This is a genomic window from Pseudomonas sp. B20 (assembly GCF_020515755.1).
GTDB lineage: Bacteria > Pseudomonadota > Gammaproteobacteria > Pseudomonadales > Pseudomonadaceae > Aquipseudomonas > Aquipseudomonas syringae.
Map to the genome: position 1 here is coordinate 1 of NZ_JAHPJG010000018.1, position 26,775 is coordinate 26,775.

24 protein-coding genes are annotated in these 26,775 nt (G+C 60.3%); 6 read left to right on the forward strand and 18 right to left on the reverse strand.

Annotated features, from left to right (window positions below; translation table 11 throughout):
• Nucleotides 1-1,275: toxin VasX (locus tag LIX91_RS17515; RefSeq protein ID WP_317135434.1), on the reverse strand; the 1,275-nt coding region annotated here is incomplete at its 3' end.
• A gap of 399 nt (nucleotides 1,276-1,674) precedes the next feature.
• Here LIX91_RS17515 and LIX91_RS17520 point away from each other — a divergent pair.
• Nucleotides 1,675-3,168: a YifB family Mg chelatase-like AAA ATPase gene (locus tag LIX91_RS17520; protein ID WP_226488866.1), complete on the forward strand. Its 1,494-nt coding sequence runs from the start codon at nucleotides 1,675-1,677 to the stop codon at nucleotides 3,166-3,168.
• Between the two features lie 69 nt (nucleotides 3,169-3,237).
• Here the strand turns inward: LIX91_RS17520 and LIX91_RS17525 are convergent, their stop codons facing one another.
• The 8 genes from LIX91_RS17525 to LIX91_RS17560 all read right to left on the reverse strand — a co-directional run bounded on the left by LIX91_RS17525 (nucleotide 3,238) and on the right by LIX91_RS17560 (nucleotide 12,596).
• Nucleotides 3,238-4,545, reverse strand: coding sequence for a CitMHS family transporter (locus LIX91_RS17525; protein ID WP_003313973.1), 1,308 nt, complete (start codon nucleotides 4,543-4,545; stop codon nucleotides 3,238-3,240).
• 470 nt (nucleotides 4,546-5,015) lie between these two features.
• Nucleotides 5,016-6,413, reverse strand: a complete 1,398-nt coding sequence (locus tag LIX91_RS17530) for an aminoacyl-tRNA deacylase and HDOD domain-containing protein (protein WP_003413983.1) — start codon at nucleotides 6,411-6,413, stop codon at nucleotides 5,016-5,018.
• An 86-nt stretch (nucleotides 6,414-6,499) separates the two neighbouring features.
• Nucleotides 6,500-8,575, reverse strand: coding sequence for an ATP-dependent DNA helicase RecG (recG, locus tag LIX91_RS17535; RefSeq protein ID WP_003413985.1), 2,076 nt, complete (start codon nucleotides 8,573-8,575; stop codon nucleotides 6,500-6,502).
• Nucleotides 8,576-8,586: 11 nt separating this feature from the next.
• The gene (locus LIX91_RS17540; protein WP_002551493.1) at nucleotides 8,587-9,510 is read right to left on the reverse strand and encodes a hydrogen peroxide-inducible genes activator; all 924 of its coding nucleotides are present in this window, start codon (nucleotides 9,508-9,510) and stop codon (nucleotides 8,587-8,589) included.
• Between the two features lie 92 nt (nucleotides 9,511-9,602).
• Nucleotides 9,603-10,349, reverse strand: coding sequence for an energy transducer TonB (locus tag LIX91_RS17545; RefSeq protein ID WP_003413986.1), 747 nt, complete (start codon nucleotides 10,347-10,349; stop codon nucleotides 9,603-9,605).
• Nucleotides 10,346-10,771, reverse strand: a complete 426-nt coding sequence (gene exbD / locus LIX91_RS17550; RefSeq protein ID WP_002551495.1) for a TonB system transport protein ExbD — start codon at nucleotides 10,769-10,771, stop codon at nucleotides 10,346-10,348. Before exbD ends, LIX91_RS17545 begins: the two co-directional genes overlap by 4 nt.
• Nucleotides 10,772-10,774: 3 nt before the next feature.
• A complete protein-coding gene (gene exbB / locus LIX91_RS17555) occupies nucleotides 10,775-11,728 on the reverse strand; it encodes a tonB-system energizer ExbB (protein WP_226488867.1) in 954 nt (317 codons plus the stop codon).
• Between the two features lie 427 nt (nucleotides 11,729-12,155).
• A complete protein-coding gene (locus LIX91_RS17560) occupies nucleotides 12,156-12,596 on the reverse strand; it encodes a hypothetical protein (protein ID WP_003413990.1) in 441 nt (146 codons plus the stop codon).
• A 273-nt stretch (nucleotides 12,597-12,869) separates the two neighbouring features.
• Here LIX91_RS17560 and LIX91_RS17565 point away from each other — a divergent pair, with 273 nt between their 5' ends.
• On the forward strand, nucleotides 12,870-13,718 hold the full coding sequence (locus tag LIX91_RS17565; RefSeq protein WP_003413992.1) for an SDR family oxidoreductase: 849 nt from the start codon (nucleotides 12,870-12,872) through the stop codon (nucleotides 13,716-13,718).
• 52 nt (nucleotides 13,719-13,770) lie between these two features.
• Here the strand turns inward: LIX91_RS17565 and LIX91_RS17570 are convergent, their stop codons facing one another.
• The 6 genes from LIX91_RS17570 to LIX91_RS17595 all read right to left on the reverse strand — a co-directional run bounded on the left by LIX91_RS17570 (nucleotide 13,771) and on the right by LIX91_RS17595 (nucleotide 19,066).
• On the reverse strand, nucleotides 13,771-14,508 hold the full coding sequence (locus LIX91_RS17570; protein WP_003413993.1) for a hypothetical protein: 738 nt from the start codon (nucleotides 14,506-14,508) through the stop codon (nucleotides 13,771-13,773).
• A gap of 54 nt (nucleotides 14,509-14,562) precedes the next feature.
• Nucleotides 14,563-14,943 (reverse strand): RidA family protein, encoded by a 381-nt coding sequence (locus LIX91_RS17575; protein ID WP_003313984.1) that lies wholly within the window; start codon nucleotides 14,941-14,943, stop codon nucleotides 14,563-14,565.
• 24 nt (nucleotides 14,944-14,967) lie between these two features.
• The gene (gene spoT, locus LIX91_RS17580; protein ID WP_003404001.1) at nucleotides 14,968-17,073 is read right to left on the reverse strand and encodes a bifunctional GTP diphosphokinase/guanosine-3',5'-bis pyrophosphate 3'-pyrophosphohydrolase; all 2,106 of its coding nucleotides are present in this window, start codon (nucleotides 17,071-17,073) and stop codon (nucleotides 14,968-14,970) included.
• 60 nt (nucleotides 17,074-17,133) lie between these two features.
• Nucleotides 17,134-17,397, reverse strand: coding sequence for a DNA-directed RNA polymerase subunit omega (rpoZ, locus tag LIX91_RS17585; RefSeq protein WP_003320174.1), 264 nt, complete (start codon nucleotides 17,395-17,397; stop codon nucleotides 17,134-17,136).
• 147 nt (nucleotides 17,398-17,544) lie between these two features.
• On the reverse strand, nucleotides 17,545-18,189 hold the full coding sequence (gmk, locus tag LIX91_RS17590; RefSeq protein ID WP_003344442.1) for a guanylate kinase: 645 nt from the start codon (nucleotides 18,187-18,189) through the stop codon (nucleotides 17,545-17,547).
• Nucleotides 18,190-18,202: 13 nt separating this feature from the next.
• Nucleotides 18,203-19,066 carry a YicC/YloC family endoribonuclease gene (locus LIX91_RS17595; RefSeq protein WP_003344441.1) on the reverse strand — a complete coding sequence of 288 codons (864 nt, stop codon included), beginning with the start codon at nucleotides 19,064-19,066 and terminating at the stop codon, nucleotides 18,203-18,205.
• A 312-nt stretch (nucleotides 19,067-19,378) separates the two neighbouring features.
• Between LIX91_RS17595 and rph the strand changes: the two genes are divergently transcribed.
• On the forward strand, nucleotides 19,379-20,101 hold the full coding sequence (gene rph, locus LIX91_RS17600; protein ID WP_003313989.1) for a ribonuclease PH: 723 nt from the start codon (nucleotides 19,379-19,381) through the stop codon (nucleotides 20,099-20,101).
• Nucleotides 20,102-20,121: 20 nt separating this feature from the next.
• Complete coding sequence (locus LIX91_RS17605; RefSeq protein WP_003313990.1) at nucleotides 20,122-20,490, forward strand: DUF4870 domain-containing protein; 369 nt, start codon at nucleotides 20,122-20,124, stop codon at nucleotides 20,488-20,490.
• A gap of 69 nt (nucleotides 20,491-20,559) precedes the next feature.
• On the opposite strand, the gene LIX91_RS17610 is transcribed toward LIX91_RS17605, so the two are convergent.
• On the reverse strand, nucleotides 20,560-21,339 hold the full coding sequence (locus LIX91_RS17610; RefSeq protein WP_002551505.1) for an exodeoxyribonuclease III: 780 nt from the start codon (nucleotides 21,337-21,339) through the stop codon (nucleotides 20,560-20,562).
• An 82-nt stretch (nucleotides 21,340-21,421) separates the two neighbouring features.
• On the opposite strand from LIX91_RS17610, the gene pyrE reads away from it, so the two are divergent.
• Both pyrE and LIX91_RS17620 read left to right on the forward strand, forming a co-directional pair.
• Nucleotides 21,422-22,063 carry an orotate phosphoribosyltransferase gene (gene pyrE / locus LIX91_RS17615; protein WP_003403990.1) on the forward strand — a complete coding sequence of 214 codons (642 nt, stop codon included), beginning with the start codon at nucleotides 21,422-21,424 and terminating at the stop codon, nucleotides 22,061-22,063.
• An 85-nt stretch (nucleotides 22,064-22,148) separates the two neighbouring features.
• Nucleotides 22,149-22,706 carry a DUF4124 domain-containing protein gene (locus LIX91_RS17620; protein ID WP_180301323.1) on the forward strand — a complete coding sequence of 186 codons (558 nt, stop codon included), beginning with the start codon at nucleotides 22,149-22,151 and terminating at the stop codon, nucleotides 22,704-22,706.
• A gap of 524 nt (nucleotides 22,707-23,230) precedes the next feature.
• Here the strand turns inward: LIX91_RS17620 and argB are convergent.
• Nucleotides 23,231-24,136, reverse strand: coding sequence for an acetylglutamate kinase (gene argB / locus LIX91_RS17625; RefSeq protein WP_003414007.1), 906 nt, complete (start codon nucleotides 24,134-24,136; stop codon nucleotides 23,231-23,233).
• 28 nt (nucleotides 24,137-24,164) lie between these two features.
• Entirely contained in the window at nucleotides 24,165-26,750 is a 2,586-nt protein-coding gene (locus LIX91_RS25650) for a phosphomannomutase/phosphoglucomutase (protein WP_317135435.1), read from the reverse strand.
• Nucleotides 26,751-26,775 lie beyond the last annotated feature (25 nt).

A 26,775-nucleotide genomic window follows, 5' to 3' on the forward strand; every position in this document is an offset into this window, starting at 1 on the left:
TAGATAGGTCGACCATTGCCGAAAGTCGCTTTGCGTGTCACGCACCTGTTGCAGCAGTGTGTCGCCGGTTGGCAGGTGCTGCTGAAGGTACTGACGCGCACCGCTCAGATCGACCTCGCGCCGCCATTTGTGGCGATCTTTCCAGACTTGCAGGGCCTCGTCGGAGGGCGCGCTGCCGTAACGCATTTCAAGCGATCTGCGCATCTCCGGGCTCTTGAAAACATCCGACAGCAACAGTGCGCCACCGGGAGCGGTGTTGTTGCCGATCTGCTCTTGTTCAAACATGCATTGTTCAAAATAGGCTTCGACGTCGCTCAGGTACTGATGGGTGAGCGCGGCATTGTCGCGCACCGATGCCGGCAGTTTCTCCGGTTCGCTTTCAGCGCCACATAGCGTGGTGACGGTCTGGGCTATCTGGAGCTTGTGTTCGTGCTCGGCTTGCCAGTTGCGGTAAGCGGCCTGATCGGCGGCCAGTTGCATGCCCAGATCGTTAAAAATGGCCAGCGGATCATCAAGGGCGATGAGCAGGGAGCTGTCCTGATCTTCAACGCTGCCCTGCCAGAAAACGTCAGCGCCGATTGGTGAAAACAGCGCCTTACCTTCATCGCTATCCGAAGGCGGGCGAGCAGCAGGAATCGCCGAGTCTGCAAAGCGGCCATCATCAACTACATGCTCTTTGTCGACGTCCGCTACCGCTTCGGCGATACGGTTCAGTGGCAAGGTATCCGGCTCGGCCATGGTCATGCAGTAGCGTTTCAGATCCAGCGCTTTCATCCATGACGCGCGGCTTGCCGGATTGGAGCGCAGATGTTCGCAGATTCGCCAAGTCCATTGCTGAGGGGAAAAGGCGATGTGAAGCCGGTTGTTTCGCGGATAGAGCAGGAAGGGTTTGCCATCGTCGGTACCGCTTCGCTGGTCACTGCCGATCTGTGCGTCTGTCCAGATGATGCGGCTCAGATGACCATTGGCAGCTGACGAGACGTACTCATGAAAGGTCTCGGCAGTCTCGTCATAGACATACACGTAGCCGTCATACAGCTGGCGAAGGGTATAGCTGCGTGTTTTCAGCTTCGGCATCACCGCCCAGCGGCTGCCCTTGAGTAGCGGTTTCAGCTTCTCGGGCGCGGTATCGTAGCGGGAGCGGTCCAGCGCATAGCGCACCGGCACGATAGCCACGTCAGGTCCTCGGAAGGGACACAGGCTGGTGGCCGTGGCGGGAGTTTTGGCGAACGTTGCAGCACGTCGTTGTGTATGGGTGCCGGATTTGTCGGTCATGCATGGAATCTCTGCGCAGAAACGGGCGATATCGCCCGCTGTATACAGAGGTGCATTCCAAGATATGTGCCGACTGTCTATTTATCCTTAAAAAACAAATAGATGGAGATTTAAAGCAAAGACATCGAGCAAAAAAAGCATGAAATAGTGCGCAAACGTCTGCGCACATGCGCCGACTCGTTAATGTGTGCCGCATCGCTTTGAATATAGGGCTTTGCTGGTTAAGCCCCGGCCATCGGATGCGCAAAAATTTGCGCATCTATGTTTTGCATGCAGCCTTTAGCCGACTAAGTGTCGTGCCTGTCGACCCCACTCACACCCTGTATCCATTCCCCCCTCACCACCCACCCCGCAGATAAAGCACCATACCCGCCCATCGCTCATATCAAGGAATGATCCATGTCGCTGGCTATCGTCCATAGTCGTGCCCAGGTCGGGGTGGAAGCCCCGGCGGTTACTGTTGAAGCGCATCTGGCCAACGGCCTGCCGGCCCTGACGCTGGTGGGGTTGCCGGAGGGTGCTGTCAAGGAGAGCAAGGACCGGGTGCGCAGTGCCATTCTCAATTCCGGGCTGGATTTTCCGGCGCGGCGGATCACGCTCAACCTTGCGCCGGCTGATTTGCCCAAGGATGGCGGGCGGTTCGATCTGGCGATTGCGCTGGGTTTGCTGGCCGCCAGCGGGCAGGTGCCGTTGGTGGCGTTGCAGGACGTTGAATGCTTGGGCGAGTTGGCGTTGTCGGGGGCGATTCGGCCGATTCAGGGTGTGCTGCCTGCTGCGCTCGCGGCGCGTGCTGCGGAGCGGACGCTGATCATCCCGGCGGTGAACGCCGAGGAAGCCTGTCTGGCGTCGGGGCTGCGGGTGATTGCGGTGAGTCACTTGCTGGAGCTGGTCGCGCATTTCAACGGGCGTACGGTGATTGTGCCGTATCAGTCCAGCGGTCTGCTGCATCAGCCCAAGCCGTATCCGGACCTTAGCGAAGTGCAGGGCCAGACCGCCGCGAAGCGTGCCTTGGTGATTGCCGCTGCGGGTGCGCATAACCTGCTGTTCAGCGGGCCACCCGGCACCGGCAAGACGCTGCTTGCCAGCCGCCTGCCGGGGTTGTTGCCGCCGCTGGATGAGCACGAAGCGCTTGAAGTGGCAGCGATTCAGTCGGTTGCCAGCCAGGTGCCGCTGACCGGTTGGCCGCAGCGGCCGTTTCGCCAGCCGCATCACTCGGCGTCCGGGCCTGCGTTGGTGGGCGGCGGCAGTCGTCCGCAACCTGGCGAGATCACATTGGCGCATCACGGTGTTCTATTCCTTGATGAGCTGCCGGAGTTTGATCGCCGCGTGCTGGAGGTTTTACGTGAGCCGCTGGAGTCCGGGCATATCGTGATTTCCCGGGCGCGGGATCGCGTGCGCTTTCCGGCGCGGTTCCAGTTGGTGGCGGCGATGAACCCGTGCCCCTGTGGCTATCTTGGTGAGCCGACCGGGCGCTGCCGTTGTTCCGCCGAGCAGGTGCAGCGCTATCGCAACAAGTTGTCCGGCCCGCTGCTGGACCGGATCGACCTGCACCTGACCGTCGCTCGCGAAGCCACCGCCCTCAACCCTGACCCGACCACCAGTGAAAACACTGCCAGTGCCGCAGCCGTGGTCGCTGAGGCGAGAGACCGTCAGCAACGTCGTCAGGGCTGTGCCAATGCGTTTCTCGATCTGCCAGGGCTGCGCGAGTATTGCGCGCTGTCCAGTGTCGATGAAAGCTGGCTGGAGACAGCGTGTGAGCGTCTGACCCTCTCATTACGCTCGGCGCATCGATTGCTGAAGGTGGCGCGGACGTTGGCGGATCTGGAGCAGGTAGACGCGATCAACCGCAGTCATCTGGCCGAGGCCTTGCAGTATCGGCCTTCAACCAATTGATGGTCGCAAACGCAAAAACTCGCCGTCAACGATCAAGTCGACGGCGAGTTTTGGGACAGCTAAAGACGCTTACATGCTGCTATAGAACGGGAAGATGCCCATCAGCAGCGCGGCAACCAGGATGCACATGCACACCAGAATCGCCCATTTCAGGGTGAAGCGCTGGTGATCGCCGAACTCGATACCGGCCAGAGCCACCAGCAGGTAGGTCGAAGGCACCAACGGGCTGAGCAGGTGGACCGGCTGACCGACGATCGAGGCGCGGGCCATTTCCACCGGGCTGATGCCGTAGTGGGCAGCGGCTTCGGACAGCACTGGCAGTACGCCGTAGTAGAACGCGTCGTTGGACATGAAGAAGGTGAACGGCATGCTCACCAGCGCGGTGATCACGGCGAGGTACGGGCCCAGCGCATCCGGGATCACGGCCAGCAGGCTTTTCGACATCGCGTCGACCATGCCGGTGCCGGACAGGATGCCGGTGAAGATACCCGCGGCGAAGATCAGGCCGACCACCGCCAGTACGCTACCGGCGTGGGCCGATACGCGGTCTTTCTGGTCCTGCAGGTTCGGGTAGTTGATGATCATCGCGATACTGAACGCGATCATGAACAGAACCGGCAGCGGCAGGAGGCCCATGATCAGGGCGACCATCAGGGTCAGGGTCAGGGCGGCGTTGAACCAGATCAGCTTTGGACGGCGCGCGTCGGGGAATTGCGAGACGCTGATTTCGCTGTGGTCGACTTCATCACCCTGCAGGTGCAGTTCACCCAGACGGGCACGCTCGCGTTTGCCGTAGAAGTAGGCAATCGCCAGGATCGCGATCACACCTGCCAGCATGGCCGGGATCATCGGCACGAAGATGTCGGAGGCATCGACGTGCAGGGCACTGGCCGCACGAGCGGTCGGGCCGCCCCAGGGCGTCATGTTCATCACGCCGCCGGCCAGAATGATCAGGCCGGCCATGATGCGCGGGCTCATGCCGATGCGGCTGTACAGCGGCAGCATGGCGGCAACGCAGATCATGTAGGTGGTCGCGCCGTCACCGTCGAGGGACACCACCAGCGCCAGTACGGCGGTGCCGACCGAAATGCGCATCGGGTCGCCCTTGACCATTTTCAGGATCTTGCGCACGGCCGGGTCGAACAGACCGGAGTCGATCATCAGCGCAAAGTACAGAATGGCGAACATCAGCATCACGCCGGTCGGCGCCAGCTTGGTGATACCTGCCAGCATCATCGGGCCGATTTGCGACGCGAAGCCACCGAACAGGGCGAAGATGATCGGCACCAGGATCAGGGCGATCAGCGCAGTCAGGCGCTTGCTCATGATCAGGTACATGAACGCAATAACCATGGCAAAGCCAAGGAAAGTCAGCATGGGAATACTCCAGACGTAATACGGCTACAGAACGTGAAATGAACGAGTCAGCTCAGCAGATCGGTACGTGGAGTGGGGGCGCAAGGAGAGTGTGGAACGAGAAGTCAGGAAGCATCGGAATCACCATTATTGTTGTTAATTGAGCCTGAAACACCTCGGAATCCGTTCCTGGCTAACCGGTCTTTTTGCCGGAAGTGGGTTGATGCTAATTGGCCAAGCTTTCACCGAGCTTTCATTCGGCAGTTGCCGGAATTTTATTGTCACAGGGATTATGGGCATGAACAGGAGAAGCGCGGATGAGCGAGATACACTCGGGTGGCTGCCATTGCGGCGGGCTGTGTTAGCAACGTGTTTCCCTGGCTATGCCTTGATGAGCACCTGACCGAGTGTGAGAGCGAGCCTTTTTGAGGTTCGGGGGAGTAGTGCCTGAGCCATAGCCGTCGGCACTATTCGCATACTAGATCCGCAGGTTACTTGCTGAACTGCGACGCCAGTTCGCGCAGCAGCACTTCGGCCTCGAGCACTTTTTTCACCGATTCGTTGGCTTTATCGCGCGTCAGGCCCAGGCGATCGAACAATTCGTCCGGGATGTCCTGCTCGGGACCGGAGCCGATACCGTTGGCTCGCAGCAGGCGCACTGCCAGATAGACCAGGTTGGCATAGACGTGATGCTCACCCTTGTAGTGCGGGTCGTGCTGGAAACGCAATGCGATGGACAGCTCATCCGGCATGTCCCAATAGCGCATCAGCCACGCACCGATCTGCTCGCGGCTGATACCCAGCAGATGCTGCTCGATAAAGCTGTGGTGCAAATGCGGGTTCACTTCCAGTTGGCGGCAAATCAGGGTGAAGTGCGGTGGAAACACGTGCGCCAGCAGCAGGTAACCGAAGTTATGCAGCAAGCCGGCGAGGTAGCTCAGACCACCCTCCGGCCGGCTGGCGCGCGGAATGGCGCGGGTCAGGCCTTCGATCACGGCAGCGGTGTAGATCGATTGCTGCCAGTACGGCGTGGTCTGTTGTGGCTGATCCTTGGGCAGGCTCAGGGTTTTGCCCAGTGCGAGGCCCAGTGCCAGATTGATCACCAGATCGAAGCCCAGTACGCGGACGATTGCGTCTTCGACCGAACGAATCTTGCCGGTCGACGCGTAATACGGCGAAGCGGCCCAGCTGACGACCTGAGCGGCCAGCGCAGGGTCGGTTTCGACGACGCCGGTGATGTCATCAATAGTCGCATCGGGATCGACACGCAGTTTGATGATTTTCTGCGCAGTGCCGGCCAGCGGCGGAATCTCCAGGGTCGCCTCCAGACGCTGCTGGATGCGGCGCGCTGTGAAGGCATGCATGGCCTGGGTGATTTCTGCAGGATCGTCGTCAGGACGATCGAGGTTCGGCCGGATCGTCGCCACCGGTTGACCAAAGTGCGCAGCGCTGGCCTTGCTCAGCATGCCCTTGAAGTCGTCGCTGCTGATTTCCAGCAGGACCCCAGGCTCGCCCGAACCCACCAGCAGGGTTGGCTCCTGAAGCAGGCGCTCGTCGTAAAGGCAGGGTGAGCTGGTCAGCGCCGGGAGACCTGGCAGTACGCGCAGGTTGTGCTTGGTGAGCATGCGCTCCAGCCGCTCGTGCGGCACGGCGGTCAGTTTGCGGCCGGTCAGCTCGGTGATGCGGGAGAGGTCGAGCAACTGGCTTTGCGGAAACAGGATAAGCAATGCACCGACAGCGTCCTCGACCAGCACAGCCTGAACCTTGCGCGCTGGAGGAAGGTTTTTTTCGTCCACGACTTCGTTGTAGCTGATAGCCAATTTTTCAAGCAACTGCCGGATTACCGACGGCGCATGGTGCGGATCATTGACGTGGGCGACTTCTGTCATGAGCTATGTCCAAATTCCTACATTTTCTGAAGTATAACCACGTTATTCGATTTGGGTCGCACGCGGTTTGCAAAGCATAGTCTGCATCACACCTGGCCATACTGCTGGCCATGACGCAGCCACCTGTCGAGCAGCGGGCTGACGTGTTGCGGCCAGCGCTCCAACAGCGCCTGAGCCGCGTCGCGTACGGCCGGTAGCAGGTCTGCGTCGCGCATCAGGTCGGCGACCTTGAACTGCAGAAGGCCCGTTTGTCGGGTGCCGAGCATTTCGCCGGGGCCGCGCAGTTCGAGGTCTTTTTCGGCGATGACAAAACCGTCGTTGGTTTCGCGCATGATGCCCAGTCGCTGCCGTCCGATCTGTGAAAGCGGCGGATGGTAGAGCAGCACACAATGACTCACCGCGCTGCCGCGCCCGACACGGCCGCGCAACTGGTGCAATTGCGCCAGGCCGAGGCGTTCGGGGTTCTCGATGATCATCAGGCTGGAGTTCGGCACGTCGACACCGACTTCGATGACCGTCGTCGCCACCAGCAATTGCAGCGCACCTTGCTTGAACTCGGCCATGATCGCGGCCTTTTCTGCAGGTTTCATGCGCCCGTGAATCAGCCCGACGCGCACGTCACCCAACGCGCTGCTCAATTCTTCGTACGTGGTTTCAGCGGCCTTGCAGGTCAGCTCTTCGGATTCTTCGATCAGCGTGCACACCCAATAGGCCTGGCGACCTTCTGCACAGGCGGCGCGCACCCGCTCCACGACTTCCAGGCGGCGACTGTCGGCAACCAGCACGGTATTGACCGGCGTTCGGCCCGGCGGCAGTTCGTCGAGGATCGAAGTATCCAGATCGGCGTAGGCACTCATGGCCAGCGTGCGCGGGATCGGTGTGGCGGTCATGATCAACTGATGCGGGCACATCAGGCCACCAACGCCCTTTTTGCGCAGCGCCAGGCGCTGCTGCACGCCGAACCGGTGTTGCTCGTCGATGATCACCAGCGCCAGGTTCTTGAACTGCACTTCGTCCTGAAACAGCGCATGGGTGCCGACGACCATGGGTGTGCCACCGGCGATCTGCTCCAGGGACGCGATGCGCGCCTTGCCTTTGAGCTTGCCTGCCAGCCATGCCACGCCCACGCCCAAGGGCTCGAGCCAGCGCTGGAAGTTGATGTAGTGCTGCTCGGCGAGAATCTCGGTGGGCGCCATCAGCGCCACTTGATAACCCGCTTCCAGTGCCTGCAATGCAGCCAGCGCAGCAACCACGGTCTTGCCCGACCCCACATCGCCCTGAATAAGCCGCAGCATCGGCTCGGGTTGACTGAGGTCATAGGCCACTTCCTTGCCGACACGCTGCTGCGCGCCGGTGGGGGCAAAGCCGAGGTTGGCGAGAAACTGTTTCGGTAGTTTTTTCGCAACGGGCAATGCCGGTGCGCGCTGTGAACGCAGGCTTTCACGCAGGCGTTGCTGGGAAAGCTGGTGAGTCAGCAGTTCTTCGAAAGCCAGTCGGTGCTGCGCCCAGTGATGCCCGAGGGCCAGCTCCTCCACGTCGGCATCGGCCGGTGGGTGATGCAGGTAACGGATCGCATCATCCAGCGGGGCCAGCTGATAATCGCGGGCCAGTTCTTCAGGCAGCCAGTCCGGCAGACTTTTGGGGCCGAGCATGGCCAGGCTTTGCTGGCACAGCTGGCGCAGACGCTGTTGGGTCAGGCCTTCGGTCGTCGGGTAGATCGGCGTGAGGGTCTGTTCGACGGGCGCGGGCTCATCACCGGTAATCGCCCGATATTCCGGGTGATAGATTTCCAGTCCGGAAGCTCCGGGACGCGCTTCGCCGAAGCAACGCAGGTGCGTGCCACGCTTCATGCTTTCTTTCTGGGCGTTGCTGAAATGGTAGAAGCGCAGGCTGACGACCCCGGTGCCATCGCCGAGCCGCACCAGCAGGCTGCGGCGCTTGCCCATTACCACATCGGCACCGCTGACCACGCCTTCGATGACGGCATCCTGACCAGGACGCAGCGCACCGATCGGTACGATGCGCGTACGGTCCTGATAACGCAGCGGCAGATGGAACAGCACATCCTGCAGGGTTTCCAGGCCGACCTTGGCCAGCTTTTCTGCCATCGCTTCGCCGACACCCTTGAGCGCCGTGACCGAGACCCTGGAAAGCTCGCTCATTTCTGTTCTGCCTAGCTAGCGACTGTTTTCGGACGTGCCACCGAGCACAGACGTGCAGAGTCAGCGAGGATTTCGATAGCTTTGGGTCTCGGGAAGCTTGCGCGCCAGGCGATGGCGACCGTGCGGAAAGGCACGGGCGGCGTCAGCGGGCGGACTTCGATCACGCCGGGCGCGTAGTGGTGGCTGTCGACTGCCGACAGTGGCAGGATCGAAATGCCCAGCCCGGAGGCGACCATGTGCCGAATGGTTTCCAGCGAGCTGGACTCTACTGTCGTGTGCTTGGCGCCTTCGTTGCCCTTGCCCAGCGTCGGGCAGGCTTCCAGAACCTGATCACGGAAGCAGTGACCTTCGCCCAGCAACAGCAGGCTCTTGTCGTTGAGCGCCGAGGCATCGATGGTCTCTTTCTGAGTCCAGGGATGGTCGGCCGGCATCAGGACGGAGAACGGTTCGTCGTAAAGCGGCAGGGTCAGCACGTCGGCTTCGTTGAACGGCAACGCAATGATGACGGCATCCAGCTCGCCGTTACGCAGCTTGTCGCGCAGCACATGCGTGAAGTTTTCTTCGATGTACAACGGCATCTGCGGGGCGACCCGGTGCAGTTGCGGGATCAGGTGAGGAAACAGGTAAGGACCGACGGTGTAGATCGCGCCGACTTTCAGCGGGGCGGTCAGCTGGTTCTTGCCGGCCTGGGCCAGCTCGCGAATACCCTGGGCCTGCTCCAGCACTTTCTGCGCCTGCGCCACGATGCCTTCACCGACCGGTGTCAGTCGTACAGCGCTCTTGCTGCGCTCGAAAATGAGCACGCCGAGTTCGTCTTCGAGTTTTTTGACACCCACCGACAGCGTTGGCTGGCTGACATGGCAGCGTTCCGCCGCATGGCCAAAGTGCTGCTCCTGGGCGAGCGTAACGATGTAGCGCAATTCTGTAAGAGTCATAACGTGCGTCCATGAAGTTGCGACCCCAGCATAGCGGGTGCGATCGATAGACGCACGTTATCAGAAGTACTTATGAGTAACAAAAGTACAATTCAGCGTTTATCCAGCGAATAAACGAACGGTGCGAGGATTTCAATGGTGCCGTTGTTGAGGATTTCCTTAGGCGGCTTGGGCAAAGGCTGAGCGCGACGGATCATTTCCATGGTCGCCCGGTCCAGCGAAGAGCTGCCTGAACTGGCGGCAATCGAGTAGGACAGCACGTTGCCGTCAGCGTCCACCACGAAGCGCAAACGAGCAACACCCTGCATGCCACGACGGCGTGCATCCTCAGGGTACTTCTTGTACTTGCTCAGATGACCGAGCAAATCACCCTGCCAGTTCGGCAATGCGTTGCTGGGTGGCGAAGGTGCAGGAGCAGGCTTGGGAGCCACCGGCTTTGCCGGTTGCGCCGTGGTCGGCGGTGTATCGACCGGCTTTTCGTCGGCAGGCTTTTCCTTGGGCGGCTCAGGCTTCTTCTGCGGCTTTGGCGGCTGTGGTTTGGGCTTGGGCTTCTCGACCTTCTTGGGCACCACGATTTCCGGCTTCGGCGCCTGCACGACTTCCGGCACCGGTGTCGGCTCCTCCGGGGCTGGCGGCGGGGGCGGCTGAACGACCTTGGGCGGTGGCGGCGGAGCGGGCTCGGGCACTGGCGCAAGTTCGACCATCATAGCGGCCGGTGGCAATTCGACAGGCTGCGGGGCAGGCCAGCGAACGGCAACAATGATTGCGATGGCGTGCACGGCCAGCACCAACAACAGACTACCGCTATAGCGCGTCAGTTTTTGGCGCGTACTGATCATTTCTTACCAGCCGTCTCAAGACCCACCAGACCGACCTTCAGGTAACCCGCACCCCGAAGCGTGTTCATGACCTCCATCAGATCGCCGTAATCCACGCCCTTGTCGGCCTGGAAGAAGATCGTGGTGTCTTTCTTGCCCTTGGTGCGGGCGTCCAGCACCTGGCCGATCTGCTCGCGGGCAACCTTCTCTTCGCCCAGGTACAGGCTCTTGTCGGTTTTCACGCTGAGAAAGATCGGCTTCTCGGGCCTGGGCTGCGGTGTGGCGGTAGACGCTGGCAGATCGACCTTGATGTCTACGGTCGCCAGCGGCGCAGCCACCATGAAGATGATCAGCAGCACCAGCATGACGTCGATGAACGGCGTCACGTTGATTTCATGGTTCTCGGCGAGATCGTCGCCGCCTTCGTTAAGATGCAGGCCCACGTGTTAGCCCACCTTGACCATGTGCGGTTGTTGTTGATTGCGCTCGGACGGCTCTGGCAGATGATCCAGATCGCGGCTGACCAGCAGCAGGACGTGTGCCGAGGCATCGGACACCTGAGCCTTGTAACCGGCGATGGAGCGGGCGAAGACGTTGTAGATCACCACCGCAGGGATCGCAGCGACCAGGCCCAGCGCCGTGGCCAGAAGGGCTTCGGCGATGCCGGGTGCGACCACGGCGAGGTTGGTGGTCTGGGTCTTGGCGATGCCGATGAAGCTGTTCATGATGCCCCATACCGTACCGAACAGACCCACGAACGGCGCAGTCGAACCGATGGTCGCCAGCACGCCGGTGCCCATGCTCATGTTGCGGCCACAGGCGGCGACCAGACGCTCGAGGCGGAAGCTGACACGCTCCTTGATCCCTTCGCGCTCGCGGCTGTTGGCCGACAGGCGCATCTCTTCGAGGGCGTCATGCACCAGCAGGTGGGCGAGGGTGCCTTCCGTGCTGGCGGTGGCGCTCGCTTCAGTCAGGGAGCGGGCTTTTTTCAGGTTGACGATCTCGCCGCGCAACCGGCGCTTGGCGCCCAGCAGCTCGAAACCCTTGGAGATCCAGATGGTCCACGTAATGATCGAGGCGATGGCCAGACCGATCATGACCGCTTTGACCACGACGTCGGCATTCTGATACATGCCCCACGGCGACAGGTCGTGCGCCATGCCCAGGCTGTTGTCTTCGGCGGCGGGCTCCATGGCCTGCACCGGGACTGCTGCGTCAGGTGCGGCAGGTGCCGTTGCCGCAGATGCGGTGGAGGTCGCAGGGGCCGCGGTCGGAGCCGATTGATCCGCGAGTGCCATGGGGACGAACATCAGGCTCAAGACAAGGGCTGCGATACTGCGCCATGCACGAGGCAGGCGAGGCATCTGGGTAGGCGAAGCGATTGATTGAATGCGTTTCATGCTGGCCGGACCTGAGAGGAAAAAAGGGGATGGTTCCAGTGCGTCGCGTGGTGCTGTCGACGCTCACGGGGAACGAATGGGCCGCCATTATTGCAAATCGTTCTTGTTAACAAAAGTAATACAGTATCTTTTTTACATATTCGCCCGAACGCTTGCCTGTCGATGAGCGTTTTTAGGCACGAATGGCTTCGGCTACGAGAAGAAGCCAAGGGAAGCTGCGAAAGCATCGGTTGATCAAATTTGATGCGAGCGTTAACATTGCGCTGTCGACACAGACCGGAACCTTGGCAGCAAGGGGTGTCGATTTCGGTGACTCACGTCACTCCCAGCCAGTGAGCGGGATAAGCAGGCAACTGCAAAAGGACAGGCCGATATTGAGATTCACAAAAAGCCCCGTTGCTTCGGCAACGGGGCTTTTTGCTTTTCGCTATACGGGTTTTCCGGCGTTGCGCATCTCAAGGATGTAGCGAACGTTATGAGGCTTCCCTTTCGGCAGGGTAGACCGACCCCATGTAGCGACTTCATACGCTGAGATAACGCGAAGCTTCAGAAGGTTGGTGGTGTCTTGTGGCTTGCTGATCGAGAAAAAAATCGCATAGTCATGCAGGTCGAGGCAAAAATACCTTTGGCTGTTTTCCGTATAAAACGGAACGGCCAGCCCCTGAAAAAAGCGTTTCTGGATGTACTCCACCAACTGGGTGCTGCAATTGTAGCGCTCGCTGCAAAAGTAACGGCGCTCCCCTCTGTAATGGATGAGGTGGCCATTGCCCTTATCATCTGTAAAGCAGTGCAACCCGAACTCGAATTTGACGGTGACCTGTTCCTGCGCAACGTTAAACACCAGATCAAAAGGCTGAAGGTGCGCCATGGAGAATGTCCGGTCTCCTATTTTTATGTCTCTCCATCGCATGTGAATCTTCGCCAATCCCGTTGAAGGCGCGCATTGTAGCCGCGTGATTTGCGCTTAACACGGGGTCGTCTGAAAATGCTCGGACCCCAGGTTCGGGAACGACGAGTCACCAGCGTGATCGCATGGGAGCACAGCGCTGGATGCTTACATCTGTTTACAGCTTTGTTTCGAGTGTCGCGTTTCGATGAGCGTTTTTAACGATACTGACACCGCCTTTTCTGGAGATACCGAATGACAGCTCCTTCGCTTCTGATCGCCGGCTGTGGCGACATTGGTTCGCGACTCGCTACTCGCCTGCTGCCTCACGGCTGGACCGTGCATGGGCTGCGGCGCACTGTTTCCGAGCTTCCTGCCGGTGTTCACGGTGTGGCGGGCGATCTGTTCGAGACGCCAAAACCTGCCCAATGGCCTGCTGCAGCACTGGACTATGTGGTGTATTGCGCGACCCCCTCGCAGCGTGACGAAGCGGGTTACCGGATGGCTTACGTCGAGGGCCTGCGTAATGTGTTGAGCTGGCTCGAGCAGACCGGGCAGCGGCCAAAGCGCCTGATCTTCGTTTCAAGCAGCGGTGTGTACGGTCAGCAGAATGGGGAATGGGTGGATGAAACCTCCGCCACCGAGCCCGGCAACTACACCGGCACGGTGATGCTGGAAGCCGAGCAGGTCGCGCTGAACAGCGGGTTTCCGGCCACGGCGGTGAGACTGACCGGTATTTACGGCCCGGGCCGCAGTGACTTGTCGAACCGTGTCCGTCAGGGGCACAGCGTGAGGATCGATCCGCCGGTCTACGCCAATCGCATTCATGCCGACGATGCGGCCGGTCTGCTGGAGCACGTGCTGCTGGCGGATCAACGCGGCGTTGCGCTGGAGAGTTGCTACCTGGGCGTCGACGACGATCCGGCCGCGCTGGCCGATGTGGTGGCGTGGATCCGAGAGTATCTGGGGGTGACCGAATGGTCAGAGGAGGTCAGCGTGCAGCGCGTGGGCAGCAAGCGTTGCAGCAATGCCAGGGCGCGAGCGTTGGGGTGGAAACCCATGTACCCGGACTACAGGGCCGGTTATGCGGCTTTGCTGGGCTAAAACAGTGGTCGATCAGGAGCGCCAAGCAGGGCGCTCCTGATGCCTGAATCGCTTACTGCTGTTCGAGCAACCAGCGACGTGGGCCGGGACGCAGCTCGGGCATCTGGTCCGCGCCAGCGTTGTTCACAGCCTGGAATATCTCCAGCTGCTTGCCTTTGCGGGCGAAAATCCACGGGTTGCCTTTCTCGGCCTTCTCCAGCCACATGCTGTCGTATTCGCCGCTCATGGCTGCACAATCGCCTGCCAGGCAGAGCGCGTAACGATCGTTTTCCGGAAGCCCCTGCACACTGCCGTCAGGCATGAATTGCACAATGCTGCCCTTACCGTCACCCTCTACAACCGTCCACTTGCCGCCCATGTAGGCGCCATACAGAGCTTTTTCGAAGCTGCTGCCTGGCTGAGCGCCGTCCGGTGCCGGATCTTCGGGTTTCTGGAAGTGCTGTTCAGGGCCTGATTCGCTGGCCGCCTGGACCAGTTCGTCGCCCTTGACGCTCAGGTCTTCGAAGAAGTTGCCGTAGAAATCGACATGCATCTTGCCTTCGGCAGCGCTGACGATCTTGCCTTCGCCGAGCTCGAAGCCATTGGAGTAAATGGCCTGATTGGCCTTGGAGTTGATTTTCCACTCCAGGTTGGGACCATTGGCGAGCAGGGCCTGGCGCAAGTTGCCTTGCTTGACCGCGGCGTCGATGGCGGTCTGGTTGATCCAGGTGCCGTCCGGATTGCGGTCGGCGTGGCTGGCGCAGCCGCCCAGAATGACGGCGAGCAGCGAGATGGCGAGCGCGGAGCGCATAACGGATTCCTTCCTTCAGGGAGAACGGAGCGCAAGGCACGCTCCGTCGGGGATTTATTCGATGACGAGAATCGCGTCCATTTCAACCTGGGCGCCACGCGGCAAGGCCGCAACGCCGATGGCTGCACGGGCCGGATAAGGCTGGGTGAAGTAGGCGCTCATCAGCTCGTTGACCTTGGCGAAGTGGCCCAGATCAGTCAGAAAGATGTTCAGTTTGACGATGTCCTTGAAGGATCCGCCCGCTGCTTCGGCAACCGACTTGAGGTTTTCGAAAACCTGAGTGATCTGGGCTTCGATGCCCTCGACCAGTTCCATGGTGCTCGGGTCCAACGGGATCTGTCCGGACATGTAGACGGTATTGCCAGCTTTGATGGCCTGTGAGTAAGGGCCGATGGCCGCAGGGGCTTTATCGCTGGTGATGACAGTCTTGGTCATGAGAACTCCTGATAGTGGGATGGCCTACGCGCGCATCCGGGTGATGCGTGTGACACCGGTCAGGGCGCGCAGTTTCTTGATCACACGAGCCAGGTGCACGCGATCGTGCACGCTGACCACCAGTTGGACCACGCTGATGCGACCATCGCGTTCGTCCATGCTGATTTTTTCGATATTGCCGTCCGCCGCGTTGACGCTGCTGGCCAGCAGCGCGATCAGGCCGCGCTGATGCTCGAGTTCGACACGCAGCTCGACGTTGAATTCGCCCGTCACATCCTTGGCCCAGGACAGCTGGATGCATTTTTCCGGGTTGTGGCGGATTTCGCTGATGTTGCGGCAGTTGTCCAGGTGCACAACCATGCCCTTGCCTGCAGACAGGTGGCCGACAATCGGGTCGCCCGGGATTGGCGTGCAGCACTTGGCGTAGCTGAGCACCAGACCTTCGGTGCCACGAATCGCCAGCGGGCCTTCAGGGCTTGGCAACTGATCGCCTTCGCCCAGCAGGCGGCGGGCAACGACATAAGCCATGCGGTTACCCAGGCCGATGTCTTCGAGCAGGTCTTCCAGCACTTCGACCCGGTACTCGTTGAGCACCAGTTGAATGCGCTCCTGACCGATCTTGTCGAGGCTGCACTCAAACCCGTTGAGGACCTTGTTCAGCAGGCGCTCACCGAGATTGATCGACTCGGAGCGGCGTTGCAGCTTGAGTGCATGACGAATGTGGGTGCGCGCCTTGCCGGTGACGACGAAGTTCAGCCAGGCCGGATTCGGACGTGCGCCGGGGGCGCTGACAATCTCGACGGTCGAGCCACTTTGCAGCGGTTCGGAAAGCGGCGCCAGTCGGCGGTTGATCCGGCAGGCAATGCAGCTGTTGCCGACATCGGTGTGTACCGCGTAGGCGAAATCCACTGCCGTAGAACCTTTGGGCAGCTCCATGATTCGGCCTTTGGGCGTGAAAACGTAGACCTCGTCCGGGAACAGGTCGATCTTGACGCTTTCGATGAATTCCAGGGAGTTGCCAGCACGCTGCTGCATTTCCAGCACGCCCTTGACCCACTGTCGGGCTCGGGCGTGAGTGCCCTTGGGCTGCTCGTCGTCGCTGGATTTGTACAGCCAGTGCGCTGCGATGCCGTTGTTGGCCATTTCTTCCATTTCGCGGGTGCGAATCTGGATCTCGATAGGCACGCCATGCATACCGAACAAGGTCGTATGCAGGGACTGATAGCCGTTGGCCTTGGGGATCGCGATGTAATCCTTGAAGCGACCGGGAAGCGGCTTGTACAAATTATGTACAGCGCCGAGCACGCGATAGCAGGTGTCGACCTTGTCGACGATGATGCGGAACGCGTAGACATCCATGATCTCGTTGAAGGCGCGACGCTTGCCACGCATCTTCTTGTAGATGCCGTACAGATGTTTCTGCCGCCCACTGACGTCGCCTTCGATGCCATCGACGGCCAAGCAATGACTCAGGGACTCTTCGATCTTGTTGACCAGTTCCTTGCGATTGCCCCTGGCGCGTTTGACCGCCTGGTTGATTCGCGAGGAACGCATCGGGTACATCGCCTTGAAGCCCAGGTCCTCGAATTCGATACGCACACTGTGCATGCCCAGCCGATTGGCGATGGGCGCATAGATTTCGAGGGTTTCCTTGGCGATGCGCCGGCGCTTTTCGCCGGACAGGACTTCCAGCGTACGCATGTTGTGCAGGCGATCGGCGAGCTTGACCAGAATGACGCGAATGTCGCGCGCCATGGCCATGGCCATTTTCTGGAAGTTTTCCGCCTGGGCTTCGGCCTTGGTCTCGAAATTCATCTGGGTCAGTTTGCTGACCCCGTCGACCAGTTCCGCGACGGTCTCGCCAAATTGGGCGCTGAGCGCTTCCTTGGCAATCCCGGTGTCTTCTATGACGTCATGCAGCATTGCAGCCATCAGGCTCTGATGGTCCATGTGCATGTCGGCAAGAATGTTCGCCACCGCAAGAGGATGGGTGACGTAGGCTTCACCGCTGCGACGGCGTTGGCCATCGTGGGCTTGTTCGGCGTAGAAATACGCTCGGCGGACCAGATTGACCTGGTCCTTGCCGAGGTAGGCCGACAGTCTGTCGGCGAGGGCGTCTATGCTCGGCAAGGCGCTACCCCTTGCCAATGGCTTTTACCCTGCGCCGTACTACGTCGACCTGGCATAGGCTTAGACGGCCTCGTTGGACTCGTCCTCGAACGCTGCGAACAATGGCTCATCTTCAACGATTTCAGCTTCTGCGATTACAGAGTAATCCATTACGCCAGCTGCGATTTCACGCAGGGCCATAACGGTAGGCTTGTCGTTTTCCCAGGCCAGCTTTGGTTCTTTGCCGCCGGTTGCCAGTTGACGGGCACGCTTGGTAGAGAGCATGACCAGCTCAAAGCGGTTATCCACGTGTTCTAGGCAGTCTTCAACGGTTACGCGGGCCATGGGTATTCCTCGTAGCAAATGCGGATGCGCGATGCCCGGATGGGCGAGCGGACTCGGTAGTTTACAAGCGGACAGTGCCAGTCATCAAGCGGCATGCCACCAACGGCATGCTTTTAACCTGTTGCCTGATGTCTGGAAACGTTTCGATCAAGCCAGCAACTCCTGAAAAAGCTCGCTGTATTGCTCTTGCTGGTGCTGTTGAGTCAGGCGGTTGGCGCGGAAAATCGCCTTGAGGTCTTCCAGCGCGCCGGCAAAGTCATCATTGACCACGACGTACTCGTACTCGTTGTAGTGGCTCATTTCGCTGACCGCTTCACGCATCCGCGCTTCGATGATCTCGTCGCTGTCCTGGCCGCGATTGGTCAGGCGCTGGCGCAAGGCCTGCTGGGTCGGCGGCAAAATGAAGATGGAGCGGGCCTGCGGCATCTGCGCGCGAACCTGACGCGCACCCTGCCAGTCGATTTCCAGAATCAGATCGTGGCCTTCGTCCAGCGTCTGCTGCAGGTGGCTCTGCGACGTGCCGTACAGGTTGCCGAAGACCTCGGCCTGCTCGAGAAAGTCGCCGTGCTCGATCATGCTCAGGAACGTGGCACGATCGACGAAGTTGTAGTTCACACCGTCCACTTCGCCGGGGCGCATGGCGCGCGTGGTGTGCGAGACAGAGACACGAATCTTTGCCTGCGCGCCGTGCTGAGGCTCTTGCTGAGCGTCCATCAGCGCCTTGACCAGACTGGTCTTGCCCGCGCCGGACGGAGCGGAAATGATGTACAGGGTGCCAGTGATATGGGTCATGTCAGGTTTAGCCTTACTCAATATTCTGCACTTGCTCACGCATCTGCTCGATCAACACTTTAAGGTTGACGGCAGCCTGCGTGCTGCGTGGGTCAAAGGCCTTGGAGCCCAGTGTATTCGCTTCGCGGTTAAGCTCTTGCATCAGGAAATCAAGACGGCGTCCTGCCTGGCCGCCAGCCTTGAGTACGCGACGCACTTCGGTGACGTGGGTGCTGAGGCGGTCCAGTTCTTCGGCGACATCGCTTTTCTGTGCCAGCAGGACCATTTCCTGCTCCAGGCGCTGAGGGTCGAGTTCGGCTTTCATGTCGGCAAAGCGATCGAGCACCTTCTGCCGCTGGGTTGCGAGCATCTGTGGCACCAGCGTGCGCAAGGTGGCGACTTCTTCGACGATGGAGGACAGACGCTCGTCGAGCAGCCGCGCCAGATCTGCGCCTTCGCGCCCGCGCCCGCTTTTCAATTCGGTCAGCGCATCATTGAACAGTTTCAGGGCCTCGGTGTTCAACACCTGCGGATCGTTGGCATCGGCGACCAGCACGCCCGGCCATGCCAGCACCTCGAGCGGGTTCAATGCAGCAGGCTGTTTGATCAAGCCGGCAACCGACTCGGCTGCGGCGATCAATTGGCCTGCGCGTTCAAGGTCCACCTGCAGCGGCTTGCCGGCGGTTTCCTCGACAAAGCGCAATGTGCACTCGACCTTGCCGCGCGACAGGCCCTGACGCAGCGCTTCGCGAATCGCGCCTTCCAGATCGCGGAACGACTCCGGCAGGCGCAGGTGTGGCTCAAGATAGCGGTGGTTGACCGAGCGCAGTTCCCAGCTCAGTGTGCCCTGGGCACCGGCCCGCTCTACTCGGGCAAAGGCAGTCATGCTGTGCACCATGGGAAATACCTCTTGGTTCGCTTTCAAAGCGTGGTTCGGTTCATGAGCGCGCAGAAGTGGCGGTCATGGGCGTCGTGAAAGCCGGCTGGCTGTAGAGGCGCAGGATTGTAGCGCAGTGCGGCGCAGGCTCCCAATCCGACAGTGTGACAAGTGACGCAAGGCGTTGTTTTACCCCATATTTGCGCGTCGAAAGCCTTGATTCAGGGCCTTCTGGTTGCGCCGGATCGGCATTGACGGCTTTTAGAGATGCCCAGCGGCAGCTGTGGCCTCTATAATGCCCAGCAGTTTTCCGTCTCAGTACAGGTATCCCAGATGAAACGTCCAAGTGGTCGCGCCGCCGATCAGCTCCGCTCGATCCGCATCACCCGCAACTACACCAAACACGCCGAGGGTTCTGTACTGGTCGAGTTTGGTGATACCAAGGTGATCTGCACCGTCAGCGTCGAAAACGGCGTGCCACGCTTTCTCAAGGGCCAGGGCCAGGGCTGGCTGACAGCCGAATACGGCATGCTGCCACGCGCTACCGGCGAGCGTAATCAGCGCGAAGCCAGCCGCGGCAAGCAGGGTGGTCGTACACTCGAAATCCAGCGCCTGATCGGTCGTTCGCTGCGCGCTGCGCTGGACATGTCCAAGCTGGGCGACGTCACCCTGTACGTCGATTGCGATGTCATTCAGGCTGACGGTGGCACTCGTACGGCTTCTATTACCGGTGCGATGGTTGCTCTGGCAGATGCGCTGAAGGTGATCAAGAAGCGCGGCGGCCTGAAAGGCGGCGACCCGCTCAAGCAGATGATCGCGGCTGTTTCGGTCGGCATGTATCAGGGGGAGCCGGTGCTCGACCTGGACTACCTCGAAGACTCTGCTGCCGAAACCGACCTGAACGTGGTGATGACCAGCGCAGGCGGTTTCATTGAAGTTCAAGGTACTGCCGAAGGCGCGCCATTCCAGCCTGAAGAGCTGAACGCGATGCTCGCGCTGGCGCAGAAAGGCATGACCGAGTTGTTTGAATTGCAGCGCGCCGCGTTGGCCGACTGATACCCAGAAGGGGTCCGATCATGAGTGACAGCTTGCAACCGTTCAGCAAACCGCCGCAAAGCGCTCGCCAGTGGGCGATGTTCTGTCACTTGTCGGCGTTTGCCGGACTGATGTTTCCGTTCGGCAATCTGCTGGGCCCGCTGATTATCTGGCAGTTGAAGAAAGATTCCGATCCGTTTATCGACGCGCAAGGCAAGGAAGCGCTGAACTTTCAGATCACGGTCGCCATTGCGGCCACCGTCAGCATGCTGCTGGTGCTGCTGATCATCGGCTTTGCGTTACTGACGCTGGTGGGGATCGGAGCCGCAGTGCTGGCGATCATTGCCGGGATAAAAGCCAATGACGGCGTCGATTATCGCTATCCGTTCACCTTGCGCCTGATCAAGTAGCATCACTTCAGGCAACGCAAAAAGCCGACTTCAAGTCGGCTTTTTCGTGTTCGCTGCCTTGCCTGGCTATCAGATAGTCAGGGTCCAGTCGTAATCCACGATCAACGGCGCGTGTTGCGAGAAGCGCGGCTGGCGTGGCAGACGGGCGCTGCGCACGAAGCGGCGCAGGCCTGGAGTCAGGATCTGATAATCGAAGCGCCATCCCAGATTCAGCATCTCGGCCTGCTCGTTGTCCGGCCACCAGCTGTACTGGTCACCTTCACGGCTGACTTCGCGCAGGGCATCGACGTAGCCCATGGTGCCGACGATCTCGTCCATCCAGGCGCGCTCGGGCGCGAGGAAGCCGGGCGACTGCTGGCTGTCGCGCCAGTTCTTGATATCGAGCTTCTGCTGCGCCACATAGAGCGATCCGCAGTAGATGTATTCGCGACGCTTGCGGCGCTGCTTGTCCATGTACTTGCCGAAATCGTCCATGAGCTTGAATTTCTGATTCAGGTCTTCATCGCCATTCATCCCCGACGGAAAGAGCAGGGTAGCGATACTGACCTTGTCGAAATCTGCTTGCAGGTAGCGCCCGTAGCGGTCGGCTGTCTCGAAGCCGAGGCCGCTGATTACCGCCTTCGGCTGCAACCGCGAATACAGCGCCACACCACCCTGAGCGGGAACCTCGGCTTCGCAGGCATAGAGGAAGTAACCATCCAGCTGAAAGGCTGGATCGTCCAGTTCAAAGGTGGAGGCGCGGGTGTCCTGTAAGCAGATGACGTCGGCATTCTGAGCTTGCAGCCAGCTGAGCAAACCACGCTCGACCGCAGCCTGAATGCCATTTACGTTCACACTGATGATCCGCATAAATGGCCCCAAAAATCACGTGCGTGTATGATACCCGAGCTCTACCTAATTAGCTAAATCCGTGGTATTCGGAGCTTTTTTCATGCAAGCGTATCAACGCGATTTCATTCGTTTTGCCATCGATCGCGGTGTTCTGCGCTTCGGTGAGTTCACTCTCAAGTCCGGGCGCACCAGCCCGTACTTCTTCAATGCCGGGCTGTTCAACACCGGTTCCGCACTGGCACAACTGGGGCGTTTCTACGCAGCAGCCGTGGTTGAAAGCGGTATTGCCTTCGACGTTCTGTTCGGTCCGGCCTACAAGGGCATTCCGCTCGCGTCGGCCACTGCTGTGGCGCTGGCCGAGCATCATGACCGTGATCTGCCGTGGTGTTTCAACCGCAAGGAAGCCAAGGCGCACGGCGAAGGCGGCAGTCTGGTGGGCTCCCCGCTGGCGGGTAATGTGCTGATCATCGACGACGTGATCACTGCAGGCACTGCGATCCGTGAGGTCATGCAGATCATCAAGGACCAGGACGCGACAGCTGCGGGCGTGCTGATCGCGCTCAATCGTCAGGAGCGTGGCAATGGCGAGCTGTCGGCGATTCAGGAAGTCGAGCGAGACTTCGGGATTCCGGTGGTGAGTATCGTGTCGCTGAATCAGGTGCTTGAGTTCCTGGCCGACGATCCGCAGCTCAAGCAGCATCTGCCTGCCGTCGAAGCCTATCGCGCGCAATTCGGAATCTGAGGACGTGCCTATGGCGGTCGGCGGCGGTGCATGGGTTTCGGTTTCAGGCGCGCTGAGCGTTTTTCGGGCCTTGCTGGCTGTCGTCATGCTTGCGCCCATGCTCGCCCAAGCGGCCGACGCACCTGAGCCACGGCTTTATCGCTACGTCGACAGCCGCGGGGTGACAGTGATCGACACGCAAGGCGTGCCGCCCGACTACGTTGCCAAAGGCTATGAAGTGCTCAACAGTCGTGGCCGGGTGGTTCAGGTCGTGCCACCTGCGCCTACGGCCGAGCAGATTCGCCAGTCCGAGGCAGACAAACGCCAGGCCGCCGCCGATGCACAACTGCTGAGCCTGTACAGCAGCGTCGCTGAAGTGGACCGCATGAAGGCCCGTAAACTGGCTGAGCTCGATGCACTGGTTGGCGTTGCCCAGGGCAACATTCAGGGGCTGGCGGCGCAGCAGCGCAGTCTGCAAGGCCAGGCCGCCGACCTTGAGCGCGCAGGGCGTCCGGTTCAGCAGGCACTTGTCGATCAACTGAACGACCTGCGCGATCAGCAGCAGAAACTGCAAGCCGATATCGCCGGGTATCAGGCCGCGCGCGTAAAGGCCGAAGCAGACTTCGCCGTCGATCGCGCCCGCGTCCAGCGGCTGACTCAGTGACCGGACACTATAGTCATGCCCGGGTCTGTTTTTGATTCTGGCCGAAGGCCGTAGGAGCGAACTTGTTCGCGAAAGGAGCCGCCGCCAGACACCTATCGTTCCTCACGCTCCAGCGTGGGAATGCCTGTCGTGACGCTCTGCGTCACAATCTGCGCCGCGCCACACATTCAGGATAGGACGCAGAGCGTCCAGAACGGCATACCCACGCGGAGCACTCAACGTTATACATAAGTCTTGAAGAGCCCGTGAAACGTGACTTTCCGGCTTCTGCCCGAAGTGCGTGGGAGTGACCGGGCGGCGATCCGCAATGCTAACGAATACGATGGTCCAGACGCCCCATTTTCAGGGGCTTTACCGGCCTCTTCGCGAGCAAGCTCGCTCCCACAGCCTGCGGCCAGAATCAAGAGCATACTTGTATATGACGCTGAGCGCGGAGCATGAGCACGATAGTGTTCTCGAGCATCAGCCAACAAAAAAGGCCCCGTGAGTGTTAGCTCACGGGGCCTTTGGGTGTTACGTGTGCATCAGTGCCGCTTGCGGTTGGTGATCTGGGTACCTACACCGCTGTCGGTGAAGATCTCCAGCAAGACCGCGTTGGGCACTCGACCGTCGATGATGTGCGAGCTGTTGACGCCGCCCTGAACCGCTTCCAGCGCGCAGCGAATCTTCGGCAGCATGCCACCGTAGATGGTGCCGTCGGCGATCAGGCTGTCGACCTGCTCGGTGGTCAGGCCGGTCAGCACTTCGCCCTGCTTGTTCATCAGGCCGGCGATGTTGGTCAGCAGAATCAGCTTCTCGGCCTTGAGGGCTTCGGCAACCTTGCCTGCGACCAGGTCGGCGTTGATGTTGTACGACTCGCCGTCCGGGCCCACGCCGATAGGCGCGATGACCGGAATGAAGTCCCCTTTGACCAGCATGTTGAGCAGCCCGGTGTTGACCCCGACCACTTCACCGACCTGACCGATGTCGATGATTTCGGGCTTGGTCATTTCCGGCGTCTGGCGCGTGACGGTGAGCTTCTTCGCACGAATCAGCTCAGCGTCCTTGCCGGTCAGGCCGATCGCGCTGCCGCCGTGACGGTTGATCAGGTTGACGATGTCCTTGTTGACCTGGCCGCCCAGTACCATCTCCACGACATCCATGGTTTGCGCATCGGTAACCCGCATGCCGTCGATGAAGTGGCTTTCGATGGACAGGCGCTTGAGCAGATCACCGATCTGCGGCCCGCCGCCGTGAACCACCACCGGGTTGATGCCCACTGCTTTCATCAACACGATGTCGCGCGCAAAGCCGGTTTTCAGCTCTTCGCTCTCCATGGCGTTGCCGCCGTACTTGATAACCAGCGTCTTGCCGACAAAGCGGCGAATGTAAGGCAGCGCTTCGGAAAGGACCTTGGCTACATTAGAGGCGGCATCGCGTTCGAGGGTCATTCAGGGCTCCAGTCAAAAGGAAAAACAATCAAAATGGCAGGTCGAGGTCCGGCGCAACTTTCTTCAGTTCTGCGTGGAACACGTCCTTGATACGCTGCAATTCGGCCTCGGTCTCGGCTTCGAAGCGTAGCACCAGTACCGGCGTGGTATTGGAAGCGCGAACCAGACCCCAGCCCTTCGGATAGTCCACACGGACACCGTCGATGGTGGTCAGTTTGGCGTCGCCCCACTGTGCATCCGTCTCAAGGGCCTCGATGATGCTGAACTTGGTGACATCCGTCACCTTGATGTTGATTTCAGGCGTCGAAATATCGTTCGGGAAGGTTTCGAACAGGTCTTCGGCATTGGCCGACTCCTGGCTGAGGATCTCCAGCAGGCGTGCTGCGCTGTAGATACCGTCGTCGAAACCGAACCAGCGTTCCTTGAAGAAGATGTGGCCGCTCATTTCGCCTGCCAGCAGCGCACCGCTTTTCTTCATTTCTTTCTTGATCAGCGAGTGACCGGTTTTCCACATCACCGGACGACCGCCATGTTCGCTGATCAGCGGAGTCAGGCGGCGTGTGCATTTGACGTCGAAAATGATGTCGGCACCCGGATTGCGCTTGAGCACGTCCAGCGCGAACAGCATCAACAGGCGGTCCGGGTACACCACGTTGCCTGCGTTGGTCACGACACCGACACGGTCGCCGTCACCGTCGAAAGCCAGGCCCAGGTCGGCACCGGTTTCCTTGACCTTGGCGATCAGGTCCTGCAGGTTTTCCAGCTTGCCCGGATCCGGGTGGTGGTTAGGGAAGTTGCCGTCGACTTCCGCGAACAGCGAAGTCACTTCGCAGCCCAGCGCTTCGATCAGTTGCGGAGCGATCACGCCTGCCGCGCCGTTGCCGCAGTCGACCACGACCTTCAGCTTGCGCGCCATGACGATGTCGTTCCTGATCTGCTGGAAGTAGCGCTCAAGGATGTCGACCTGGGTGATGCTGCCTTTCTGCGACGTCAGGTTGTTGGTCTTGATGCGCTCGTGCAGCGCCTGGATCTGCTCGTTGGCGAGGGTGTCGCCAGCGATGACGATCTTGAAGCCGTTGTAGTCCTTCGGGTTATGGCTGCCGGTCAGCATGACGCCGGTTTTGCCGGCCAGCACGTTGGCTGCGTAATACAGCGCAGGCGTTGGCACCAGGCCCACATCGCTGACGTGGCAGCCGCTGTCGTGCAGGCCTTGAATCAGTTGCTGTACCAGTTCAGGACCGGAAAGGCGACCATCGCGGCCAACGCTGACGTTGGGTTCGTTCTGCGCCAGGCTTTCGGAGCCAATGGCGCGGCCGATCCAGTAAGCCGTTTCAGCGTTGAGGGTGTCCCCGACCACGCCACGAATGTCGTAGGCACGGAAAATAGTCTCGGGAAGGTTGGGTGCCACGGATGCTGGGCTGTTCATAGCGAGGTTATGCTCCGATCTCAGGAAGTCCTGGTTTTCGTCGAGAAGGTCGATATCAAGGATATCGGTATCTTGAAACAGCGGATCGGTCCAGTCGGTGCGTGATGCAGCCACGGTGGACGAAGCACTGCCTTTGGCAATATCTGCATCGCGCTGCTCGCCCGCCGCCAGGACAGGCGCTGCCTGAGGCTGACTACGAAGCGAGACACGAGCAAGGGCCTGAGCCAGACCGCTAAGGGCCGGGAGGCTCAAACCGAAGGGTTTGACGGCTTTTCCGCGTGAGAGTTCTTGGAGTAGCTGATCCAGTTGCCGTGCGTCGGCGCAAATACGCTTCTGCAGGGCCCGCTCATTACGGTGCAAGCCAAGCAGCACGCCTGCTGCAGCGATAATCAGTGCCAGCAGCAGAAGCAGCACGGACGGAGAGGTTTTCAGCCCGGGACCGGGCGTGAATTCGAGTTTCCAGCCGGGATAACCGGTATCGAAGGCCTGGGCTTTGCCTTCGTCTGCCTGACCGCGCTGCAGGAAAACCTGAGCAGGTCCGCTGCCGAACTGCTGGCTGAGCACCACTTGCCCGGCATCGGCAGGCAGCGCCGGCAAGGCATTGAGCAAACGCTGCAGGTCAAAGGCCAACAGCAACGTACCCACCACAGGCTGACTGGCAGCGGCACGCACCGGCGCGGCGCTGTAGATCAACCAGCGCTCGCCGACCTTGCGCGCCTCCGGAGCGACGGCCTCACCTTGTGCGGCCTTGTTGAGCATGTCCAGGGTGGCGAAGCTGACGGGCAGTGTGCCTTGCGTGTCCACATCGGCCAGCCCCTTGGGGTAAAGCCGAGCGCCTGCAAGACCGTCCCAGCGGGTGAATCGATCCTGAGCGGACAGCAGGGCAGCGGCATCATTGCTTTGCAGTGTCTGCACAAGCGCAGCACCGGAGGCGGCCGACTGAGTGTCCGCGTTGATCTGGCGCAGGGCCAGACCCGCCGCTGCCGCCTGACTGCCGCCCCAGGCCTGAACCAGCTGGTCCTGTTGCTGCGGGCCGGTGGCCAGAGCCATCCAGACCAGTGCCGCAGCGATGAGCAGGCCGATGGCGGCAGGCACCAGGCCGGGCGCGAGGCCTTTGAGGCTCGCAGCCGGAGGCGAGTTATCGGCGGGTACGGCGTGCTGTGAAGCGCTGTGCTGACTACCTTTCACCGACCTCTCCCTGAGCCTTGTCCCG

Bases quoted from the DNA above. Each gene is read 5' to 3' on its own strand.
- LIX91_RS17520 (WP_226488866.1), top strand. From the start codon at position 1,675: ATGTCGCTGGCTATCGTCCATAGTCGTGCCCAGGTCGGGGTGGAAGCC.
- LIX91_RS17525 (WP_003313973.1), bottom strand. From the start codon at position 4,545: ATGCTGACTTTCCTTGGCTTTGCCATGGTTATTGCGTTCATGTACCTG.
- LIX91_RS17530 (WP_003413983.1), bottom strand. From the start codon at position 6,413: ATGACAGAAGTCGCCCACGTCAATGATCCGCACCATGCGCCGTCGGTA.
- recG (WP_003413985.1), bottom strand. From the start codon at position 8,575: ATGAGCGAGCTTTCCAGGGTCTCGGTCACGGCGCTCAAGGGTGTCGGC.
- LIX91_RS17540 (WP_002551493.1), bottom strand. From the start codon at position 9,510: ATGACTCTTACAGAATTGCGCTACATCGTTACGCTCGCCCAGGAGCAG.
- LIX91_RS17545 (WP_003413986.1), bottom strand. From the start codon at position 10,349: ATGATCAGTACGCGCCAAAAACTGACGCGCTATAGCGGTAGTCTGTTG.
- exbB (WP_226488867.1), bottom strand. From the start codon at position 11,728: ATGAAACGCATTCAATCAATCGCTTCGCCTACCCAGATGCCTCGCCTG.
- LIX91_RS17560 (WP_003413990.1), bottom strand. From the start codon at position 12,596: ATGGCGCACCTTCAGCCTTTTGATCTGGTGTTTAACGTTGCGCAGGAA.
- LIX91_RS17565 (WP_003413992.1), top strand. From the start codon at position 12,870: ATGACAGCTCCTTCGCTTCTGATCGCCGGCTGTGGCGACATTGGTTCG.
- LIX91_RS17570 (WP_003413993.1), bottom strand. From the start codon at position 14,508: ATGCGCTCCGCGCTCGCCATCTCGCTGCTCGCCGTCATTCTGGGCGGC.
- LIX91_RS17575 (WP_003313984.1), bottom strand. From the start codon at position 14,943: ATGACCAAGACTGTCATCACCAGCGATAAAGCCCCTGCGGCCATCGGC.
- rpoZ (WP_003320174.1), bottom strand. From the start codon at position 17,397: ATGGCCCGCGTAACCGTTGAAGACTGCCTAGAACACGTGGATAACCGC.
- gmk (WP_003344442.1), bottom strand. From the start codon at position 18,189: ATGACCCATATCACTGGCACCCTGTACATCATTTCCGCTCCGTCCGGC.
- LIX91_RS17595 (WP_003344441.1), bottom strand. From the start codon at position 19,066: ATGGTGCACAGCATGACTGCCTTTGCCCGAGTAGAGCGGGCCGGTGCC.
- rph (WP_003313989.1), top strand. From the start codon at position 19,379: ATGAAACGTCCAAGTGGTCGCGCCGCCGATCAGCTCCGCTCGATCCGC.
- LIX91_RS17605 (WP_003313990.1), top strand. From the start codon at position 20,122: ATGAGTGACAGCTTGCAACCGTTCAGCAAACCGCCGCAAAGCGCTCGC.
- LIX91_RS17610 (WP_002551505.1), bottom strand. From the start codon at position 21,339: ATGCGGATCATCAGTGTGAACGTAAATGGCATTCAGGCTGCGGTCGAG.
- pyrE (WP_003403990.1), top strand. From the start codon at position 21,422: ATGCAAGCGTATCAACGCGATTTCATTCGTTTTGCCATCGATCGCGGT.
- LIX91_RS17620 (WP_180301323.1), top strand. From the start codon at position 22,149: ATGCTTGCGCCCATGCTCGCCCAAGCGGCCGACGCACCTGAGCCACGG.
- argB (WP_003414007.1), bottom strand. From the start codon at position 24,136: ATGACCCTCGAACGCGATGCCGCCTCTAATGTAGCCAAGGTCCTTTCC.